This window comes from Cupriavidus cauae, from assembly GCF_026210475.1.
Classification (GTDB): domain Bacteria; phylum Pseudomonadota; class Gammaproteobacteria; order Burkholderiales; family Burkholderiaceae; genus Cupriavidus; species Cupriavidus cauae.
Genome location: NZ_CP080293.1, coordinates 2,027,818 through 2,048,632, shown reverse-complemented (window position 1 = coordinate 2,048,632; position 20,815 = coordinate 2,027,818). Strand labels below are relative to the sequence as shown.

16 protein-coding genes are annotated in these 20,815 nt (G+C 70.0%); 6 read left to right on the top strand and 10 right to left on the bottom strand.

Annotated features, from left to right (window positions below; translation table 11 throughout):
* Positions 1-147: 147 nt before the first annotated feature.
* Positions 148-657 carry a gluconokinase gene (locus tag KZ686_RS09195; protein ID WP_149319295.1) on the bottom strand — a complete coding sequence of 170 codons (510 nt, stop codon included), beginning with the start codon at positions 655-657 and terminating at the stop codon, positions 148-150.
* A 230-nt stretch (positions 658-887) separates the two neighbouring features.
* Complete coding sequence (edd, locus tag KZ686_RS09190; protein ID WP_265632279.1) at positions 888-2,756, bottom strand: phosphogluconate dehydratase; 1,869 nt, start codon at positions 2,754-2,756, stop codon at positions 888-890.
* A 295-nt stretch (positions 2,757-3,051) separates the two neighbouring features.
* Between edd and KZ686_RS09185 the strand changes: the two genes are divergently transcribed.
* Positions 3,052-4,035, top strand: a complete 984-nt coding sequence (locus KZ686_RS09185) for a MurR/RpiR family transcriptional regulator (RefSeq protein WP_265632278.1) — start codon at positions 3,052-3,054, stop codon at positions 4,033-4,035.
* Between the two features lie 135 nt (positions 4,036-4,170).
* Here the strand turns inward: KZ686_RS09185 and KZ686_RS09180 are convergent, their stop codons facing one another.
* The 4 genes from KZ686_RS09180 to KZ686_RS09165 form a co-directional block, all read right to left on the bottom strand.
* Complete coding sequence (locus KZ686_RS09180) at positions 4,171-6,876, bottom strand: DNA internalization-related competence protein ComEC/Rec2 (RefSeq protein ID WP_265632277.1); 2,706 nt, start codon at positions 6,874-6,876, stop codon at positions 4,171-4,173.
* Between the two features lie 207 nt (positions 6,877-7,083).
* A complete protein-coding gene (locus tag KZ686_RS09175; protein WP_149319300.1) occupies positions 7,084-7,926 on the bottom strand; it encodes a TatD family hydrolase in 843 nt (280 codons plus the stop codon).
* Between the two features lie 26 nt (positions 7,927-7,952).
* The gene (lolD, locus tag KZ686_RS09170; protein WP_265632276.1) at positions 7,953-8,699 is read right to left on the bottom strand and encodes a lipoprotein-releasing ABC transporter ATP-binding protein LolD; all 747 of its coding nucleotides are present in this window, start codon (positions 8,697-8,699) and stop codon (positions 7,953-7,955) included.
* Positions 8,692-9,942 carry a lipoprotein-releasing ABC transporter permease subunit gene (locus KZ686_RS09165; protein WP_149319302.1) on the bottom strand — a complete coding sequence of 417 codons (1,251 nt, stop codon included), beginning with the start codon at positions 9,940-9,942 and terminating at the stop codon, positions 8,692-8,694. The genes lolD and KZ686_RS09165 overlap by 8 nt, the downstream gene beginning before the upstream one ends.
* Before the next feature lie 213 nt (positions 9,943-10,155).
* Between KZ686_RS09165 and KZ686_RS09160 the strand changes: the two genes are divergently transcribed.
* Both KZ686_RS09160 and recJ read left to right on the top strand, forming a co-directional pair.
* Positions 10,156-11,325, top strand: coding sequence for a hypothetical protein (locus KZ686_RS09160; RefSeq protein ID WP_265632275.1), 1,170 nt, complete (start codon positions 10,156-10,158; stop codon positions 11,323-11,325).
* Positions 11,326-11,605: 280 nt separating this feature from the next.
* Entirely contained in the window at positions 11,606-13,303 is a 1,698-nt protein-coding gene (gene recJ, locus KZ686_RS09155; RefSeq protein ID WP_149319305.1) for a single-stranded-DNA-specific exonuclease RecJ, read from the top strand.
* Between the two features lie 116 nt (positions 13,304-13,419).
* Here the strand turns inward: recJ and KZ686_RS09150 are convergent, their stop codons facing one another.
* On the bottom strand, positions 13,420-14,166 hold the full coding sequence (locus KZ686_RS09150; protein WP_265632274.1) for a M23 family metallopeptidase: 747 nt from the start codon (positions 14,164-14,166) through the stop codon (positions 13,420-13,422).
* Positions 14,167-14,496: 330 nt separating this feature from the next.
* Between KZ686_RS09150 and prfB the strand changes: the two genes are divergently transcribed.
* From prfB to lysS, 3 genes are all read left to right on the top strand, one after another.
* A protein-coding gene (gene prfB, locus KZ686_RS09145; RefSeq protein WP_149319307.1) for a peptide chain release factor 2 occupies positions 14,497-15,601 on the top strand; the annotation gives its coding sequence in 2 pieces (ribosomal slippage) (positions 14,497-14,577 and positions 14,579-15,601; 1,104 coding nt in all).
* A gap of 109 nt (positions 15,602-15,710) precedes the next feature.
* Positions 15,711-16,505, top strand: a complete 795-nt coding sequence (locus KZ686_RS09140) for an SDR family oxidoreductase (protein ID WP_265632273.1) — start codon at positions 15,711-15,713, stop codon at positions 16,503-16,505.
* A 40-nt stretch (positions 16,506-16,545) separates the two neighbouring features.
* Entirely contained in the window at positions 16,546-18,078 is a 1,533-nt protein-coding gene (lysS, locus tag KZ686_RS09135) for a lysine--tRNA ligase (protein WP_149319308.1), read from the top strand.
* A 162-nt stretch (positions 18,079-18,240) separates the two neighbouring features.
* Here lysS and iscX read toward each other — a convergent pair whose 3' ends face one another.
* From iscX to hscA, 3 genes are all read right to left on the bottom strand, one after another.
* Positions 18,241-18,435: a Fe-S cluster assembly protein IscX gene (gene iscX, locus KZ686_RS09130; protein ID WP_149319309.1), complete on the bottom strand. Its 195-nt coding sequence runs from the start codon at positions 18,433-18,435 to the stop codon at positions 18,241-18,243.
* A 66-nt stretch (positions 18,436-18,501) separates the two neighbouring features.
* Positions 18,502-18,840 (bottom strand): ISC system 2Fe-2S type ferredoxin, encoded by a 339-nt coding sequence (fdx, locus tag KZ686_RS09125; RefSeq protein WP_053821506.1) that lies wholly within the window; start codon positions 18,838-18,840, stop codon positions 18,502-18,504.
* Positions 18,841-18,894: 54 nt separating this feature from the next.
* The gene (gene hscA, locus KZ686_RS09120; protein WP_150081805.1) at positions 18,895-20,760 is read right to left on the bottom strand and encodes a Fe-S protein assembly chaperone HscA; all 1,866 of its coding nucleotides are present in this window, start codon (positions 20,758-20,760) and stop codon (positions 18,895-18,897) included.
* Positions 20,761-20,815 lie beyond the last annotated feature (55 nt).

The following is a 20,815-nucleotide window of genomic DNA, read 5'->3' as shown; positions in this document are numbered from 1 at the left end:
CGTCCGGCCGCCGCCCCCGAGAAGGAGGCCAGGTGCCTTGGCAGACATTCAAGCAAGATGCCTGCCAATGGAAGACGGGTCGCGAACGGCGTGTTGGCGCGGCGTGGCGCCACGCAATGGCGCGGGGACGCCGCCCCGCACACCATTTCAGTGCACGGGCTGGCTGCCGCGGACGGGCGGACGCTCGGCCAGGATCTGGCGCACCAGTTCCTCCGGGGGCTTGCGGATATCGAGCACCAGCGCGTCGCGCGGCTCCTCGAGCGTATCGAGCTGGCTCTGCAGCAGCTTGGGATCGAAGAAATGCCCGCTGCGGCCCGCCAGGCGCGTGCGCAGCACGTCGATATCGCCCTTCAGGTAGATGAAGCTGACCCCGCCGTCGGGCGGCGTCAGGCGGTCGCGATAGATCTGGCGCAGCGCGGAGCAGGTGAAGACGTGCGGGCGGCCCTCGGCGCGGGCCTGGTCGATGGCGGCGCGCATCGCGTCCAGCCAGGGCCAGCGGTCCTCGTCGGTCAGCGGAATGCCGGCGGCCATCTTGGCCTTGTTGGCGGCGCTGTGGAATTCGTCGGCGTCATGGAAGCCGCAGTGCAGGGCCTGCGCCAGCAGCGAGCCGACCGTGGTCTTGCCGCTGCCGGAGACGCCCATCAGGATATAGATCATGTCTGCTCCATCGATCAGGATCGGACGGTCGAAGCCGCCCTTGTTGGTCTGACCGCGCGGCGGCGGGTTCGCGCGCGTGCGGTCGAGGCCGGACGCGGGGTCCGGCCGGCTTGAGGATTGATTGGTCCGGGGTTCGGTCCGGGGTTGCGTGTCGCCTGCCGTATCGGTTGCCGTATCGGTTGCCGTATCGGTTGCCGGATCGCCTGCCGAAAGTACGCCCTACAGCACGACTATAGTGCGCGCGGCGCCGGCGCCGCCATCACATCGGCCTCGCTGAGGTCCAGCGCGCTGCCGCCCTGCTCCGCGCCGCGCGCGTGGCGGCGGAACAGCCCGAACAGGCCGCGCCCCAGGCTGTAGTCGGCGAACGCGTCCTGCGGCGGTGCAGCAGGCGCGCGGGCCGCAAATTCGGCCGGATCGCCGAGCCACGCCAGCGTGCCGGCGACCGCGTCGACGCGCAGCCGGTCGCCGTCGCGCACGCGCGCCAGCGGACCGCCGGCGCTCGCTTCCGGTCCGACATGGATTACCGCCGGCACCTTGCCCGAGGCGCCCGACATGCGGCCGTCGGTCACCAGCGCGACGCGATGACCGGCATCCTGCAGCGCGCCCAGCGGCGGCGTCAGGCGATGCAGCTCGGGCATGCCGTTGGCGTTCGGGCCCTGGAAACGCACCACGACGATCACGTCGCGATCGAGCTCGCCGCGCGTGAACGCGTCCTGCAGCGCCTGCTGCGAATCGAACACGCGCGCCGGCGCCTCGACGATCCGGTGCTCCGGCGCGACCGCCGACACCTTGATCACGCCGCGACCAAGATTGCCCGACATCAGCCGCAACCCGCCTTCCGGATCGAACGGCGCGTCGATCGGCGCGAGCACCTGCGCGTCGCCGCTTTGCGCCGGGGCTTCGCGCCACTGCAACGCGCCGCCGTGCAGCACCGGCTCCTGCGCATAGCGCGCCAGCCCCGGGCCGGCCACGGTCTCGACGTCCTCGTGCAGCAGTCCGGCGTTCAGCAGCTGGCGAATCACGAAGCCGACGCCCCCCGCCGCATGGAAGTGATTGACGTCGGCCGCCCCGTTCGGATAGACGCGCGCCAGCAGGGGCGTCACGCGCGACAACCGGTCGAAGTCGTCCCAGTCGATCACGATGCCGGCGGCGCGCGCCATCGCCACCAGATGAATGGTGTGGTTGGTCGAGCCGCCGGTCGCCAGCAGCCCGACGATGCCGTTGACCACCGCGCGTTCGTCGACGATGCGGCAGATCGGCAGATAGCCGTCGCCCCGCGCCGACAGCGCCAGCGCGCGCTGTGCCGCGGCGGCCGTCAGCGCATCGCGCAGGCCGCCCTCGGGCGGCACGAAGGCCGCGCCCGGCAGATGCAGGCCCATGATTTCCATCAGCAGCTGATTGCTGTTGGCGGTGCCATAGAAGGTGCAGGTACCCGCGCCGTGATAGGCCTGGCACTCGGCCTCGAGCAGCGCGTCGCGGCCGACCTGGCCGGTCGCATAGAGCTGGCGCACGCGCGCCTTCTCCTTGTTGGGCAGGCCGCTGGCCATCGGTCCGGCCGGCACCATCACCACCGGCAGATGGCCGAACTGCAGCGCGCCCATCACCAGCCCCGGCACGATCTTGTCGCAGACGCCGAGCATCACCACCGCGTCGAAGGTGTTGTGCGACAGCGCGATCGCCGTGCCCATCGCGATCGCATCGCGCGAGAACAGCGACAGCTCCATGCCGGGATTGCCTTGCGTGATGCCGTCGCACATCGCCGGCACGCCGCCGGCGACCTGGGCCACCGCCCCCACTTCGCGCGCAGCCGCGCGAATCAGCGCCGGATAGCGCTCATAGGGCTGGTGCGCCGACAGCATGTCGTTGTACGCGGTGACGATGCCGAGATTGAGCGCATGTTCGACGCGCAGCTTCAGCTTGTCGGCGGCCGGCAGCGCGGCGTAGCCGTGGGCCAGATTGGCACAGGACAGTCCCTGCGCCGGCCCTTGGTCGCGCTGCGCGCGGGCACAGCGTTCCAGGTAGGCGGCGCGGCTGGCGCGGCTGCGTTCGACGATGCGCTCGGTGACGTCGCGCACCGCGGGATCGAGAGTCTGTGACATGCGGTATGGAGAGGCGAACGGGAAGATGGGCAGTCGATGAACCGGGAGCTGGGGTCCATCCCGGCGGGGTCGTTTTGTGTAGAATTTCTACATTCTACCGGAAGACAGGTCGGTTCCAGAAGCCCCGATTCGCGCCAATGTGCCGACAATGCGGGAAATCCCCTTGTAAAACGGCATTTCCATCGCCGAGCCTCAGGGTTATTCCCGACTGCGGCGAACGGCGATCGGCCCGATCATTCGGCCCGCGACGTAGAATCTCTACATACAACGACCCAATCCGACCCTTGCCGCCCTCATGCGCGAACGCATCCTCGCCGTCTACGACTCCCTTCGCCCCTCCGAACGGCGCCTCGCCGACTACGTCGCGCGCCACGGCGCCAGCGTGATCCGGCTGTCGATGCCGGAGCTGGCGCGCCGTGCGGGCGTGTCGCAGCCAACCATCGCGCGCTTCTGCGCGGCGCTGGGCTACGACGGCTTTCGCGAGTTCAAGCTGCAGTTCGCGCAGACCGTCGGTGCCGGTACGCCCTTCGTGCATCAGGACGTCAATCCGCAAGACCAGCCGGCCGATATCGCGGGCAAGGTGTTCGACCGCACCATCGCGACCCTGATGTCGGTGCGCAATGCGCTGTCGGCCGACCAGATCGAGCACGGCATCGCGCTGCTGGCCGGCGCGCGCCGCATCGAGTTCTACGGCTGCGGCAACTCCGGCATCGTCGCCCTCGATATCCAGCACAAGTTCTTCCGCCTCGGCATGCCGACCGTCGCGTATTCGGATCCGCATGTGTTCAGCATGTCCGCGGCGCTGCTGGTGCCGGGCGATGTCGCGGTACTGGTGTCCAACAGCGGCCGTACCTGGGACATGCTGACCGCCGCCACGCTGGCGCGCAGCGCGGGCGCCAGCGTGCTGGCGCTGACGCACAGCGGCTCGCCGCTGGCCGCGCTGGCCGACGTCTGCGTGTTCTCCGATGTCGAGGAGGACAGCGAGGTCTATACGCCGATGACCTCGCGCATCAGCCATCTGGTGCTCGGCGATGTGCTGGCCGCGGGCGTCGCGCTGGCGCGCGCCGATACGATGGCGGGCCGGCTGCAACGGGCCAAGGCCCATCTGCGCGAACGGCGCATCGCCAGCGCCGAGCCGAGCCATGCGCTGGAGGCGCTGCCGCGCGGCAAGGCGCGCCGCAACGCGCGGCCGGCGGCGAAGTCCGCGGGGAAATCGGCGGCCAAATCGGCCGCAAGATCGGTCCAAAGGCCGGCGGCGCGCCGCGCGGCCAAGGATTAGCCGGCGCTTGCGCATCGGCGCATCGGCGCATCGGCGCATCGGCGCAGCGGCGCAGCGGCGCAGCGGCGCAGCGGCGCAGCGGCGCATCAGCTACCGTCAACCGCGGCCAATCAAGCCTCAACAGGAACCCACCTCTCATTCCGGCGCGTCCGGCGCCGGCCGCCAGTAGCGCCGCGCCTGCTGCCGGAACGACGCGATCGCGATGCCGCCGCGATCCGCGACGACTTCTACCGCGCCCGTGCGATCGCTGCGATAGCGCGCAATCCCGCGGCGCCCATAGCGCGCCCATACCTGTGCATGCGGATGCCGGTAGCGGTTGCGATAGCCGAGCTGGAACACCGCGGCGGTGGGCTGCACCGCATCGAGCCATTCGTCGCTGGACGAGGTGCGGCTGCCATGGTGCGGCACCAGCAGCAGGTCGGCACGCAGCGCATCGGGCGGCAGGCGCGCCACCATCGCCCGTTCGGCGGCGCGATCGATATCGCCGGTCAGCAGCATCGTGGCGTACGGGCTCGAGATCCGCAGCACACAGCTGCGCGCATTGCTGCCGATCGTGGCGTCGTCGCCCTGCCCCGGCAGCGGATGCAGCAGCTCGAAGCGCACGCCGTCCCATTGCCAGGCGATACCCGCCGCACACACCTCGCTGACATCCGGGCCGACACCGGCCGGCAAGCGCCATAGCGGATGGCCGCGCGGCAACGCCGCCCACATGCGCCGGACCGGCAGCGCCGCCATCACGTCGCGTGCGCCGCCGGCATGGTCGGCGTCCTCGTGGCTGATCACCAGCGCATCGAGCGAATGGATGCCGACCGCGCGCAGGAACGGCACCACCACGCGTTCGCCGGCGCTGGGCCGCGGCGCGTCAGCCGAGCCGTTGACCCGACCGTTGACCGGACCGTTGACCGGACCGTTGGCTGGACCGTTGGCTGGACCGTTGACTGGACCGTTGACTGGACCGTTGACTGGACCGTTGACTGGACCGTTGACTGGACCGTTGACCGGACCGTTCGCCGAACCGTTGGTCGGGCCATAGGCCGGCCCGGTGTCGTACAGCAGCCGGTGGCTGCGGGTTTCGATCAGCACCGCCGCGCCCTGCCCGACATCGAGTGCCGTGGCGCGGAACGCCGCGGCGGGCAGCGGTGCACGGCCGCTCGACAGCATCGGAATCAGCAGCACCAGGCCATGCACGCGCCAGCCCCAGCCAAAGGCGCGCGGGGCGAGCAGCACCGCCGTGCCAAGCAGCGCGAAGGCGAGCTCGATGGTATCGGGCCGTGCCGCCTGCCAGACGGCCCAGTTCGGCGCCGACAGCCGGACCAGCACGGCCCCCAGCCATGCCATCGCCTGATGCGCCACCGTCAGCAGCAGCGTGGCCGCCATCGCGATGGCGCCGCCGAGCGGCCAGTCCGCGGGCCACGCCGCCAGCAGCGCCGCGCTCAGGGCCAGCGGCGTCACCAGCAGGCTGACGACCGGAATCGCCAGCGCATTGGCCAGCGGCGACACCACCGACACCTGCTGGAACAACAGCAGCGTCGGCGGCAGCAGTCCGACGGTCACGGCCCATTGCGTGCGCACGCCTTCCGCCAGATGCCGGCGCAGGCCATGCCAGCGCGCCTGCCAGAGCGAAGGCGGTGGCGGCCCGGGCCCGGCTGCAGCGACGGTGCGCTGCGACGCCGCCAGAAAGATCGCCGCCACCGCGCCGAACGACAGCCAGAACCCCGCCGCCCGCACCGCCCAGGGATCGAGCGCGAGTGCCACCGCGGCAGCCCAGGCCAGCACCAGCGAGGTCGGCGGCCGACGCTGCCACCACAGCGCCAGGGCGGCCACGGCGACCATCGCCACGGTGCGCTGCGCCGGGACTTCCATGCCGGACAGCAACCCATAGGCCAGGGCCGACACCACCGCCACCACCGCCGCCGCACGCTGCGCCGGACAGCGCAACGGCAGCGGCCTGCGCATCCATCTGGCCAGGCCGAACGAGCGCCGCCACAGTGCCCGCGCCAGCGCGGCGGCCAGGCCGGAAATCATCGTGATGTGCAGTCCCGAGATGCTGACCAGATGGCCGATGCCGGTGCGCGTGAACCAGCGCCACTGCTCGGCGGCAATATTGCTTTGGTCGCCGATCGCCAGCGCCACCAGCACGCCGGCGAACGGCGCATCAGCCGGCATCGCCGCCAGCATTCGCGCCCGCATCCGCGCGCGCCAGCGTGCAATGCGCCAGGCGGGCCGCAGGCCCACCGGCGATGCCGGGTGGGCGGCGAGCACGTAGCCGGTCGCGCCGATGCCTCGCTGCAGCAGCCAGTATTCGTAGTCGAAGCCATGCGGATTGGCGAGGCCGTGCGGCCGCTTCAGCCGCACGGTCAGCGCCAGCCGCGTGCCGGGCAGCAGAGCGGGCGGCGCCTGTTGCCAGCCGAGCGACAGCAGCGCCGGCAAGCCCGCCGGCCGCTTGCCGTCGACGCTCAGGTTGAACCGCAGGCCCTCGCCGTTGCCGGTCGGCAAGCTGGACACCACGCCGGTCAGCGACAGCGTCACGCCTTCGAGCTCGGCGGCGAGCCGTTGGGCCAGCCGGCGCTCGGCGCGCCACGCCGCCCATGCCGCGCCAACGATCAGCGCCGCGAGCACGGTCACCAGTACGGTCGCCAGCCAGCGGGCATGGAAGACAAGGGAGGAAGAACGCGGGCGCGCCGGTACCGCTCGGCGGTGTCGTCCGGCAAGCGGGGACAGCACGAGCACCACGCCGAACGAAGCCAGCCCCGCGGTCATGCTGGTGCTCGCGGAGGGCAGCGCCGGCAGCTGCTGCACCAGCCAGCAACCCGCCACGAAGGCGCACAGGGTCAGGCGCATCGCGGCGCCGGCAACGCAGGAACTACAGGAACAGCAGGGACAGCAACGAACGCCGGGCCCGATACGCCCGCAGCATGTCCATCTGCCGCCGGGCAAATCGTAGAAACCGCAGAAAGCCTAAGGTCCGCAAGTACCGCAGACATGCCCGCCCTCGCTCGAGGATCACGATGCCTGCGTTTATACCGCCGGGCGGCGGCGCGAAACGTGTCAGTCCGTCACGGCGGAGGACGGCGCCATCGTCGCGGCAAAGGCGGCCAGCCGGGGCAGCGCCTCGACCGCATTGCGCCAGGTCGCCTGGGCCAGGGTTGGGGCATCGATGCCGCGCAGTTCGGTCAGCACCCGCGCGACGCCCGCGACCTCGGCCGGCGTGTTGCGCACCTTGCGCTGTTCGCCGAACTGGTCGTCGGTCAGCCATGCCGGCGCGATATCGGGCGCGTCGGTTTCCAGCACCAGCGCGTCCAGCGGCAACTCCACCGCCAGCCGCCGGATCTGCCGCGCGCGGCTGAAGGTCACGTTGCCGCCGAAGCCGAGCTTGAAGCCCTGCTCGACGAAGCGCTGCGCCTGCTGCGCGCTGCCGTTGAAGGCGTGCGCGATCCCGCGCCGCACGCCGACGCGCCGCAGTTGCGCGGCGACCTGGTCCTGCGACTTGCGGACATGCAGCAGCACCGGCAGATCGAACTCGCGCGCGATCTTCAGCTGCTCGACGTAGAGCCAGGTCTGGTGCTGCGCATCGAGCCCCGGCACGAAGAAGTCCAGGCCGATCTCGCCGATGCCGACGAAGCGGGGATCGGGCAGCGCGGCCTCTACCTCGCGCCGCAGCGCGTCGAGGTCCGGCTGCCCCGCTCCGGGCGTGCACAGCGGATGGATGCCGAGCGCGTAGACGCAGGCCGGATGGCGATGCGCCAGCGCGCGCACGGCGGCGAAGTTCGACACCGCCACCGCGGGCAGCACGATGCCGGCGACGCCGGCCGCGGCCGCGGCCGCCACCACCGCGTCGCGGTCGTCATCGAACTCGGCCGCGTCGAGGTGGCAATGGGTGTCGATCCACATCGGGGCAAGCTCCGGCGCGCCGCGGATCAGCGTTCGCGATGCAGATGGCCGTCGCGCAGCCGCAGCACGCGGTCGCAGCGGTTCGCCAGATCGAGATCGTGCGTGACGATCACGAAGCTGGTGCCCAGCGTGCGCGACAGCTCCAGCATCAGGTCGTAGACGCCGCCGGCGGTGTGGTCGTCGAGGTTGCCGGTCGGCTCGTCGGCCAGCACGCACGCCGGCTGCCCCACCAGCGCGCGCGCGATCGCCACGCGCTGCCGCTCGCCGCCGGACAGCTCGCCGGGACGGTGCTTCGCGCGCTCGCCGAGGCCGACGCGCGCCAGCATCGCTTGCGCGGCCTCGCGCGCCTCTCCCTGGCGCAGGCCGCGGATGCGCATCGGCATCGCGACGTTGTCCAGCGCGGTGAACTCCGGCAGCAGATGGTGGAACTGGTAGACGAAGCCGAGCGAGCGGTTGCGCACCAGGTTGCGCTCGGTCTCGCGCAGGTCGGTGAAGGGCTTGCCGAGCAGCGCGACGCTGCCCGAATCGGGATTGTCGAGCCCGCCCAGCACATGCAGCAGCGTGCTTTTGCCCGAGCCGGAGGCGCCGACGACGGCGACCTTCTCGCCGGCATCGATGCGCAGATCGACGCCGCGCAGCACCTCGACGTCGAGCCCGCCCTGGCGGAAACGCTTGCACAGCCCCTGCGCGGTCAGGATCGGTTGCGCGGCGGCGGTAGCGCCCGCCGGCGTGGCCTCGGGCGCGGCGGTGCGGTTCAGCATGGCCTCATTCATAGCGCAGCGCCTCCGCGGGGTTCACGCGGGCGGCACGCCAGCTGGGATAGAGCGTGGCCAGGATGGCCAGCACGAAGGAAATGGTGCCGATGGTGGCGATGTCGTTCACGCGCGGGTCCGAGGGCAATTCGCTGATGAAGTAGATGTCGCGGGGCAGGAACTGGACCTGCAGGATCCGCTCGATGAAGGGCACGATCACGTCGATATTGGTCGCGATCAGCGTGCCGCCGAGCACGCCGAGCACGGTGCCGATAAAGCCGATGGCCACGCCCTGCACGATGAAGATGCGCATGATCGAGCCGGGCTGCGCGCCCATGGTGCGCAGGATCGCGATATCGGCCTGCTTGTCGGTCACCGTCATCACCAGCGTCGACACCAGGTTGAAGGCCGCCACCGCGATGATCAGCGTCAGGATGATGAACATCATCCGTTTCTCGGTCTGCACCGCGGCGAACCAGTTGCGGTTCTGCTTGGACCAGTCGCGCAGATAGAGCTCGCCGGACAGCGTGCCGGCGAGCGCGTCGGCGACCTGCGGGGCGCGCTGCATGTCGGACAGCTTCAGCCGCAGGCCGTTGGGACCGTCGAGCCGGAACAGCGTCTGCGCGTCCTGGATGTCGATCAGCGCCAGCGCGCTGTCGAACTCGTAATGGCCCGACGAGAACACGCCGACCACGGTGAACTGCTTGAGCCGTGGCAGCACGCCCGCCGGCGTGATGGTGCCCTGCGGCGCCACCAGCGTGACCTTGTCGCCCACGCGCACACCCATCGCCGCGGCCAGCTCGCCGCCGAGCACGATGCCGAAGCCGCCGGGCTGCAGCTCGGTCAGGCTGCCGGCCTTGAACTGCTTGCCGATGTCCGAGACCTTGGGCTCCTCGGCCGGATCGACGCCGCGCAGCAGTACGCCGCGCACGGTGTCGTCGCGCGTCAGCATCGCCTGCGCGGCGACATAGGGCGCGGCGCCGACTACCTCCTTGTTGCGCATCGCCTCGGCGGCGGTGCGGCGCCAGTCGGGCAGCGTGGATGGGCCGATCACCTCGATATGCGCCAGCACCGACAGCATGCGGTCGCGTACCTCCTTCTGGAAGCCGTTCATCACCGACAGCACGACGATCAGCGCGGCCACGCCGAGGGCGATGCCGAGCATCGAGATCATCGAGATGAAGGAGATGAAGGTATTGCGGCTGGCGCGTTTGCTGGCGCGGGTATAGCGCCAGCCGATCTGCCACTCGTAGGGAAAGTTCAAGACGGTTCCTGTGTTCGTTGCCAACGCGCGATGGCGCCCGTGAGGCCGGATCGATGGCCCGGCCGGGCCGCAATCGCGCCCCCGGGCGCGTGCTGATCGGGCGTAAATCCGGCGCAAGTCCGGCGCCAGTTCGGCGCAAATCCGGCGCGAATTCATCCGAATCGGGTGAATCGGGACGCGCCGGCCACCCGCGAGTTTACAATCTCGCCAACCATGACGACGCACCTGACCCTGATTGTGCCCTTTTCGGTCCCGCCCGGCGCGGATACCGAGGGCCTGGACGAACCGAACGGCGCCGGCGGCGGCATTGCCGGCGCCCTGCTGCGCCAGTTGGAGTTGCCGGCGCTGGGAAAGTTGCTGACGCGCGCCGGCACGACTGCGCGCGAGCGCCACGGCGCCGGCTACGATCCGATCGCGCTGCGCTCGCTCGCCCATGAGCGCTGGCTGGCCGCGCGCGCCGGCCTGGACACCGCGCGCGTGCCCACCGCGCCCTACATGCGGCTGGCCGACCATGGCGGCGCCGACGCCGCTCACGACCTGCGGTCCGGCATCGACCCGCAGTCCTGGGTCTGCCTGCAGCCGGTCCACATCCATGCCGCGCGCGATCACCTGGTGCTGATGGACCCGGCGCTGCTGACGCTGGACGCCGCCGAATCGGCCGCGCTGCGCGAGGCCATCGCGCCGCTGTTGAGCGATTCGGGCATCGCGCTGGATGCGCCGCACCCCGGCCGCTGGTATCTGCCCGAAGCCGTGTTCGGCCCGCTGGACGCGACCCCGCCGCTGCGCGCGGCCGGCCGCAATATCGACGTCTGGATGCAGTCCGGCCCGCGCGAGCGCGACTGGCGCCGGCTGCAGAACGAGATCCAGATGACCTGGTTCGACCATCCGGTCAACCAGGCGCGCGAGGCCCGCGGCGCGCTGCCCGTCAACTCGGTCTGGCTGCATGGCGGCGGCGCGCTGCGGCCGGTGCCGCGGCTGGCCGATACGGTGCTGGCCGACGATCCGCTGCTGCGTGGGCTCGCGCTGGCCGGCGGCGCGGAATGCCTGCCCTTGCCGCCTTCGCTGGCATCGCTCGAATCGCGCGCATCGCTTAAGGCCGAGGGCAGCGCCATGGCGCTGCTCGATGCCTGCGCCTCGGCCTATCTCGCCGAGGACTGGGGCAGCTGGATCGAACGGCTGCATGCGCTCGAGGCCGACTGGTTCGCGCCGGCGCTGGCCGCGCTCGAGTCGGGCCGGCTGCAGGCGCTGACGCTGGTGCTCGGCGGCGACGACCATCACGCCGAATTCACCGTGCGCCGCGGCGACCTGCGCAAGTTCTGGCGCGGCCTGGGCATGCGCGGCGACTGGCGCGCGCTGCTGTCCGATCTCGCGCTGGCCGCATGAGGGCGACCATGCCAACGCCGCTTCGTCCGCCTCATCCACTTGCCGCGCCGCGCCCGCTTCGTCTGTCGCACCCGCTTCGTCTGTCGCACCCGCTTCGTCTGTCGCACCCGCTTCGTCTGTCGCACCCGCTTGGTCTGTCGCACCCGCTTGGTCTGTCGCATCCGCTTCGTCTGCCGCGTCTGCTTCCCCTGCTGCGGCCGCTGCGTCTGCTTCGTCCGCTGCGGCTGCTTCGCCCGCTTTGCCGCCGCCCCGGCCCCTGCTCCGCTATCGTTCCGACCCCATGACCCGCATTGCGATCCGCCCCCACCAGCCCGACCACGCCAGCGCCCTCGCGGCGCTGGGCCTGCATCCGACGCTGGCGCGCATCCTGTCGGCGCGCGGCGTCACCCATGCGCGCGAGCTGGCCACCGACCTGCCCGAACTGATGGCCCCGCAGGCGATGAAGGGCATCGACCGCGCCGCGGTCTATCTGGCCGACGCGATCGCCGCGCGCCGCCGGCTGCTGATCGTCGCCGATTACGACTGCGACGGCGCCACCGCCTGCGCGGTGGGCGTGCGCGGCCTGCGCATGCTGGGCGCCCAGGTCGACTACATCGTGCCGAACCGTTTCGAATACGGCTACGGCCTGACGCCGGAGATCGTCGCGCTGGCGGCGCAGCGCAACCCGGACGTGATCGTCACCGTCGACAACGGCATCGCGAGCGTCGATGGCGTGGCCGCGGCCAATGCGCGCGGCATCGACGTGGTCGTCACCGACCACCATCTGCCGGGCGACCAGCTGCCCGACGCGGCGGTGATCGTCAATCCGAACCAGCCGGGCTGCGGCTTTCCCAGCAAGAACCTGGCGGGCGTCGGCGTGATGTTCTACGTGCTGCTGGCGCTGCGCGCGGAATTGCGCCAGCGCGGCGTGTTCACGCCGGCCAATCAGCCGCGCCTCGACACACTGCTCGACCTGGTCGCGCTGGGCACCGTGGCCGACGTGGTCAAGCTCGACACCAACAACCGCATCCTGGTCGCGCAGGGGCTCAAGCGCATGCGTGCGGGCCGCATGCATGCGGGCGTCGCCGCGCTGTTCCGCGCGGCCGGACGCGAGGCCAGCCGCGCCACCACCTTCGACCTGGGCTTCGGCCTGGGACCGCGGCTGAACGCCGCCGGACGGCTCGCCGACATGTCGCTCGGCATCGAATGCCTGCTCAGCGACGACGCCGAGCGCGCGTGGGAGATCGCGCAGCAGCTCGACGCGATGAACCGCGAGCGGCGCGATATCGAGGCCGGCATGCAGCAGGAGGCGCTGCAGATCCTCGAGCGTCCGCTCGACGGGCTCGACCCGTCGTCGCGCTTTACCGTCAGCGTGTTCAACGACACGTGGCACCAGGGCGTGATCGGCATCGTCGCGTCGCGGCTCAAGGAGAAGTTCCATCGCCCGACCATCACCTTCGCGCCGGGCGACGAGGCCACCATCAAGGGCTCGGGCCGCTCGATTCCGGGCTTTCATCTGCGCGACGCGCTCGATCTGGTGTCCAAGCGCCATCCCGGCCTGCTGGTCAAGTTCGGCGGCCATGCGATGGCGGCCGGCCTGACGCTGCGCGCTGGCGATTTCGAGCGCTTCATGGATGCGTTCGAGGGCATCGGCCGCGAATGGCTGACCGACGACCACCTCGCCCGCGTGATCGAGACCGACGGCGAGATCGAGGACCACTGCTTCGATCCGGCCTTCGTCTCGCTGCTGGAGCAGCAGGTATGGGGCCAGGGCTTTCCGCCGCCGACCTTCTGCGGGGAGTTCGACGTGCTGCGCCAGACCGTGCTCAAGGGCAAGCACCTGAAGCTGCAGCTCGGACGCGGCAAGCGCCAGTTCGACGCGATCTGGTTCAACCACGCCGACACGCTGGGCGCCAGCGCGATGGTGGCCTACCGGCTCGACAACAACACGTTCAACGGCGTCACGCGCGTGCAGATGGTGATCGAGCACGCGCAGTAGGGACAGGCTCTGCCAGCCGATAGTTCGCCCCGTGAAAGCAGGGGCAAATCGGCTGCCGAAGGACGCTGGGTCCCGCATGCGCGGAGACGACGCCGATGCGAAGGCAGGACCCGGCCTTACCCCCGCGCCGGCAGCATCGTGGCCGGATCGACCGGCTTGCCGTTGCCGCGCACCTCGAAGTGCAGCTCGCTGGCCGCAGCCCCCATGCGGCCCACCACCTGGCCCGCGTCGACGTGGGCGCCTTCCTTGACCATCGGCTGATCGAGATTGCCGTAGACGGTCAGCCAGTCGTCGTTGTGCTTGACGATCACCAGCGTGCCGTAGCCGCGCAGCGCGCCGACGTGGATCGCCCAGCCGGCCGCGGCGGCACGTACGGTGCCATTGGCCGGCACCGCGATGCGCAGGCCTTTGCTGGACGGTGGCGAATAGCCGTGCGTGACCGTGCCGTCGGCCGGCCATTGCAGCGCGATGCGGCTGGACGGCGGCCGGCTCGACGGCGTGGCCGCGCGCGGGGTGTCCTCGACCGTGGCCGGGCCGCTGGGGTTGCTGGCGGCGGCGGCCGCGGCGCCGGCCGGTGGCCGCACCCGGATCAGCTGGCCGACCTCGATGCGATCGGCGCTCGGCAACGCGTTCCAGCGCACCAGGTCGCGCACCGAGCGGCGGTGGCGGCGCGCGATCGAATACAGCGTGTCGCCGGAGCGCACCCGGTAGAAGCCGTCCGGCGCGGGGCCGCCCTCGCCCACCGTGCCGCAGCCGGCCAGCGTCGCCAGCATCGTGGCGGCCAGCGCGGCAATGGCGCGCCGGCGGCCGATGGCCGGGGCGGTCGGTGCGGTCGCGGTCGGGAGGGTCGAAATGGCTGGCATCGTCATGGCTGCGTCGGGAATCTGGGCCCGCCGCCATGTCGCCCTGGCGGGCCGGAGCGGCGGAATGAACGGCGGACGGTACGGCGGAATGGAAACGGAGGCGGCGCCAGCGATGTAACGGTTGACGCACCCGCAACTGTAGACCATCGGTCACGGCCACAGTTCGACGCGCCGCCCGGAATCGCCCGGCGGTGACCCGTGCAGAACCCGAGCCGCCGCGGCCCCGGCATCGCCAAAGCGTGGCCGTCCGCGCGGCGCATTATCCGTCATTACCCGGGGAATGCCGTCCCGTTCCGCTATAATTCACGGTTTTCAAAGCGCAAGAACACCATGGAAGCAGAACGCCTCAACGCCATCTCCGGCGCCATCTCCGATCTCCGTTCCCGGACGGAAGATCTACGGGGGTATCTTTGACTACGACGTCAAGGTAGGACGTCTGGCCGAAGTCAACGGCGAACTGGAGGACCCCGAGGTCTGGAACAACCCGAAGCGGGCCCAGGACCTCGGCAAGGAAAAGAAGATGCTCGAAGGCGTGGTCCAGGTACTGGGCAAGCTGACCGAGGATCTGGAAAGCGCGCAGGAGCTGTTCGAGCTCGCGCGTGAAGAGGGCGACGACGACACGCTGGTGTCGATCGAAGAGGACGTCAAGGGCTTCGAGGCGGCGGTCGCCGACATGGAGTTCCGCCGCATGTTCTCCGGCCAGCTCGATCAGGCCAATGCCTTCATCGACATCCAGGCCGGCGCCGGCGGTACCGAGGCGTGCGACTGGGCCTCGATGCTGCTGCGCCAGTACCTGAAGTACTGCGAGCGCAAGGGCTTCAAGGCCGAGGTGCTGGAAGAATCCGAGGGCGATGTCGCCGGCATCAAGAGCGCCACGATCAAGGTCGAGGGCGAATACGCGTTCGGCTATCTGCGCACCGAGACCGGCGTGCACCGCCTGGTGCGCAAGTCGCCGTTCGACTCGTCGGGCGGCCGGCATACGTCGTTCTCGTCGGTGTTCGTCTATCCGGAGGTCGACGACTCGTTCGAGGTCGAGATCAATCCGGCGGACCTGCGCGTCGATACCTATCGCGCCTCGGGCGCGGGCGGCCAGCACATCAACAAGACCGATTCGGCCGTGCGGATCACGCATATCCCGACCGGCATCGTCGTGCAGTGCCAGAACGACCGCTCGCAGCACCGCAACCGTGCCGAGGCGATGTCGATGCTGAAGTCGCGCCTGTACGAGCACGAGATGCGCAAGCGCCAGGCCGAGGCCGACAAGCTCGAATCGACCAAGACCGATGTGGGCTGGGGCCACCAGATCCGCTCGTATGTGCTGGACCAGAGCCGCATCAAGGACCTGCGCACCAACGTCGAAATGTCCAACACGCAGAAGGTGCTGGACGGCGACCTGGACACCTTCATCGAGGCGAGCCTGAAACAGGGCCTGTAAGCGCAGGCCGAGCGTTGCAGCACCAGCAGGACCGGCGCCCGCTCGCGCCACCCATCCCGCGGCGCGGCCGTGCCGCGGGGTCCGACCTCTCTCCGCCAGGGCGATATCCATGACCACAGCCGCATCGACTGACGCATCGACCGCCGCATCGACCGACGCATCCCATCTGATCATCGTCACCGGCGCCTCGCGCGGGCTGGGCGCGGCGCTGGTGCGCGCGCTGATGGTCCCGGGCAACCGGCTGGTGTGCGTGGCGCGCAGCCGCAATACGGACCTGGAGCAGGCCGCGCAGGCCAGCGGCGTGCCCATCGCCTGGCACCTGCAGGACCTGTCGAAGCCCGCGCAGGCGGCGAGCTGGCTGGCGAGCGTGCTCGACAGCGTCGACGCCCCCGCCAGCGCGACGCTGGTGCTGAACGCAGGCGTGATCGAGCCGATCGCGCCGATTGCCGAGCTGCAGGAGGCCACGCTGGTGCCGCACCTGATGACCAACCTCGTGTCCCCGATGACGCTGACCGCGGCCTTCCTGGCGCGCAGCGAGCGCTTCGGCTGCCCGCGCAAGGTGCTGGCGATCTCGTCCGGCGCCGCGCGCCGGCCGGTCGAGGGCTGGAGCGCCTACTGCGCCGGCAAGGCCGCGCTCGACATGTTCGTGCGCTCGGTCAATGCCGAGTACGCGTCGGTGCCGGCCGAGCGCGGCGTGCGCGCAGTGGCGCTGGCCCCGGGCGTGGTCGATACCGGCATGCAGGCCGCGATCCGCGAGGCCGACTTCGCGCAGGTCGAACGCTTCCGCTCGCTGAAGGCCAACGCGCAGCTGACCAGCCCCGACGAGGCCGCCGCCCGCATCGCCACCTATCTGCAGCGCGCCGACTTCGGCAGCACCGAACTCGACGATATCCGCAATACCTGACTTTCCCGCGCGGCCCCGTGCCCCGCCCTTTGACGACATCATGACCGAACCCACCCGCGCGCCTGCCGAGCAGGCCCCCGCCGTCGACGAAAACAAGATCATTGCCGAGCGGCGCGAGAAGCTGCAGGCGCTGCGTCAGCAAGGCGTCGCCTTCCCCAACGACTTCCGTCCGACCCATCAGGCCGCCAGCCTGCACGCGCAATACGGCGACGCCGACCAGGCCGCGCTCGAGGCCAATCCGGTCGAGGTCGCGGTAGCCGGCCGCATGATGCTCAAGCGGGTAATGGGCAAGGCCAGTTTCGCCACGGTGCAGGACGGCAGCGGCCAGATCCAGTTCTACATCACGCGCGACAAGGTCGGCGAAGAGGTCTACGCCAACTTCAAGCACTGGGACCTGGGCGACATCGTCAGCGCGCGCGGGCTGCTGTTCCGCACCAACAAGGGCGAACTGTCGGTGCAGGTGCAGGAGCTGCGCCTGCTGTCGAAGTCGCTGCGGCCGCTGCCGGACAAGTTCCACGGCCTGGCCGACCAGGAGATGAAGTACCGCCAGCGCTATGTCGACCTGATCGTCTCGCCGGAGACGCGCGCGACCTTCCGCGCCCGCACGGAAGCGATCTCGTCGCTGCGCCGTCATATGGCCGAGGCCGGCTTCATGGAAGTCGAGACGCCGATGCTGCATCCGATTCCCGGCGGCGCCGCGGCCAAGCCCTTCATCACGCACCACAACGCGCTGGACATGCAGATGTTCCTGCGCATCGCGCCCGAGCTCTATCTGAAGCGGCTGATCGTCGGCGGCTTCGAGCGCGTGTTCGAGATCAACCGCAACTTCCGCAACGAGGGGGTCAGCCCGCGCCACAACCCCGAGTTCACGATGATGGAGTTCTACGCGGCCTATACCGATTACCGGTGGCTGATGGACTTCACCGAGGACCTGATCCGCAAGGCGGCGATCGACGCGCGCGGCAGCGCGACGCTGACCTATCAGGGACGCGAGCTGGATCTGTCGAAGCCCTTCCACCGGCTGACCATCACGCAGGCGATCCAGAAGTACGCGCCGCAATACACCGATGCGCAGCTGGCCGATGCCGACTTCCTGCGCGCGGAGCTGAAGAAGTTCGGCGTCAACACCGGCGCGCCGCAATTCCTCAACGCGGGCCTGGGCACGCTGCAACTGGTGCTGTTCGAGGAGACCGCCGAGAGCCAGCTGTGGGAGCCGACCTTCATCGTCGACTATCCGGTCGAGGTGTCGCCGCTGGCGCGCGCCTCCGATACGGTGCCCGGCATCACCGAGCGCTTCGAGCTGTTCATCACCGGCCGCGAGATCGCCAACGGCTTCTCCGAGCTCAACGACGCCGAGGACCAGGCCGAGCGCTTCCGCAAGCAGGTCGAGCAGAAGGACGCGGGCGACGAGGAGGCGATGTATTTCGACGCGGACTACATCCGCGCGCTGGAATACGGCATGCCCCCGACGGGCGGCTGCGGCATCGGCATCGACCGGCTGGTGATGCTGCTGACCGACAGCCCGAACATCCGCGACGTCATCCTGTTCCCGCACCTGCGGCGGGAAGACTGAGCCGTGCCGCGCCGATGGGCGCGGGCTCGAGCCATGAAAAAGCGCGCTCCAGGAGCGCGCTTTTTTTGTCCGCACCGCCGGCCGATGGCACAGACCATGATCCGGCCGGGCCGGCCCGACGTTCGTACCGCTGCTGCACTACTGCATGACCGCCCTGCCGCCCTACTGGGCTTCCTCGATCCACGCGGCCTGGATGGCCTCGAGGATCTTTTCGCCGGACCGCTCGGGCAGGTCGTCGAAGCCGTCCAGCTCCAGCACCCAGCGGCGCAGGTCGGTGAAGCGCACCGTCAGCGGATCGACATCGGGGTACTTGTCGTACAGCGCTGCCGCGATGTCAAAGGTATCCGTCCATTTCATCAGGGGTTCTCCAAGGTCTTCGTTCGCCATGGAATCGCCATGCCGCCGGGGCAGGCAACACGGGCCTCAGTGGCCTTCCTTGGCGTGGTTGATGGTGTATTTGGGAATCTCGATGGTCAGGTCTTCGTCGGCGACGATGGCCTGGCAGGACAGCCGGGAATTCGGCTCGAGGCCCCAGGCCTTGTCGAGCAGGTCTTCCTCTTTCTCTTCGGCTTCGTTCAGCGAATCGAAGCCCTCGCGCACCACCACGTGGCAGGTGGTGCAGGCGCAGGACTTCTCGCAGGCATGCTCGATCTCGATGTCATGCTCGAGCAGCACGTCGCAGATGCTGGTGCCCTTCCTGGCTTCGATCACGGCGCCCTCGGGGCAGTATTCGGCGTGGGGCAGTACGACAATCTGTGGCATATGGGGTCCTGATATTGGGGATGGCGGGCGACGCGGCAGGTGAAATGGAGCGCCTCAGCCGAGCTCCTGCACCTTGCGGCCGGCCAGCGCTTGCTTGATCGAGCGGTCCATGCGGCGGGCCGCGAACTCGTCGGTGCCCCGCGACAGCGCTTCGATGGCCGCCTTGATCGCCAGATGGTCGTCGCCGGCGGCGGTCTCGCGCACGCTCGTCATCAGGGCTTCGACCTCGGCGCGCTCGTCGTCCGACAGCAGGTCGCCGTCGGCCTGCAGCGCGCTGCGCGTGGCCTCGAGCAGCCGCTCGGCCTCGACACGCTCCTCGGCGAGCGCGCGGCTCTTCATGTCGTGCTCGGCCTCGCGGAAGCTGTCCTGCAGCATCCGCGCGATATCGTCGTCGCCGAGGCCGTACGAGGGCTTGACGGCGATCGAGGCCTCCACGCCCGACTGCGTCTCGCGCGCCGACACCGACAGCAGACCGTCGGCGTCGACCTGGTAGGTCACGCGGATACGGGCCGCGCCGGCCACCATCGGCGGAATGCCGCGCAGCTCGAAGCGCGCCAGCGAACGGCAGTCGCTGGCCAGTTCGCGCTCGCCCTGCAGCACGTGGATCGCCATCGCGGTCTGGCCGTCCTTGAAGGTGGTGAACTCCTGCGCGCGCGCGACCGGGATCGTACTGTTGCGCGGAATGATCTTCTCGACCAGGCCGCCCATCGTTTCGACGCCCAGCGACAGCGGAATCACGTCGAGCAGCAGCCAGTCATCGCCCGGCGCGTTGTTGCCCGCGAGCAGATTGGCCTGCATCGCCGCGCCCAGCGCGACCACCTTGTCCGGATCGAGATTGGTCAGCGGCGGCTGGCCGAAGAAATCGGCGACCGCCTTGCGGATCGACGGCATGCGCGTGGCGCCGCCGACCAGCACCACGCCCTTGACCTCGTCGGGCGCCACGCCGGCATCGCGCAGCGCCTTGCGCACCGGCGCCAGCGTCTTCTGCACCAGATGCGCGGTCATCTCGCGGAACTGCTCGGCGGTGAGCGGCAGATGGACGATCTCGCCGGTGGTCAGCACCGCGTCGATCACCGTGCTGTCGGCTTCCGACAGCGCTTCCTTGGCGGCGCGCGCGCGCACCATCAGCAGGCGGGTGTCCTCGGCCGACAGCGGCTGCAGGCCGGCCTGCTCGACGATCCAGCAGACCAGCCGCTGGTCGAAGTCGTCGCCGCCCAGCGCGGAATCGCCGCCGGTCGCCATCACCTCGAAGACGCCCTTGGTCAGCTTCAGCACCGAGATGTCGAAGGTGCCGCCGCCGAGGTCGTAGACCGCGTAGATGCCTTCCGAGGCGTTGTCGAGCCCGTAGGCGATCGCCGCCGCGGTCGGCTCGTTCAGCAGGCGCAGCACTTCGAGGCCGGCCAGGCGCGCCGCGTCCTTGGTCGCCTGGCGCTGCGCGTCGTCGAAATAGGCGGGCACGGTGATCACCGCGCCGACCAGGTCGTCGCCCAGCGCATCCTCGGCGCGCTGGCGCAGCGTGGCCAGGATCTCGGCCGAGACCTCGACCGGGCTCTTGATGCCGGCGACGGTCTTGATCTGCAGCATGCCGGGCGCGTCGACGAAGTCGTACGGGCTGTGCTCGATATGCGCGACGTCGTGCAGGCCACGGCCCATGAAGCGCTTGACCGAGACGATGGTGTTCTTGGGATCGCGCACCGCCTCTTCCTGGGCGCGGAAGCCGATCTGCGCGGTCTGGTTCGGCAGATAGCGCACCACCGACGGCAGCAGCGTACGGCCGCTCTCGTCGGCTAGCACCTCGGGAATGCTGTTGCGAACGGCCGCCACCAGCGAGTTGGTGGTGCCGAGGTCGATACCGACCGCAAGCCGTCGCTGGTGGGGTGCCGGCGACATGCCGGGTTCGGAAATCTGAAGCAGTGCCATGTCAATCTTCTGTTGTCGGGGCGAGCGGCGCGATGGCCGGGCGAAGGTCCTGGGC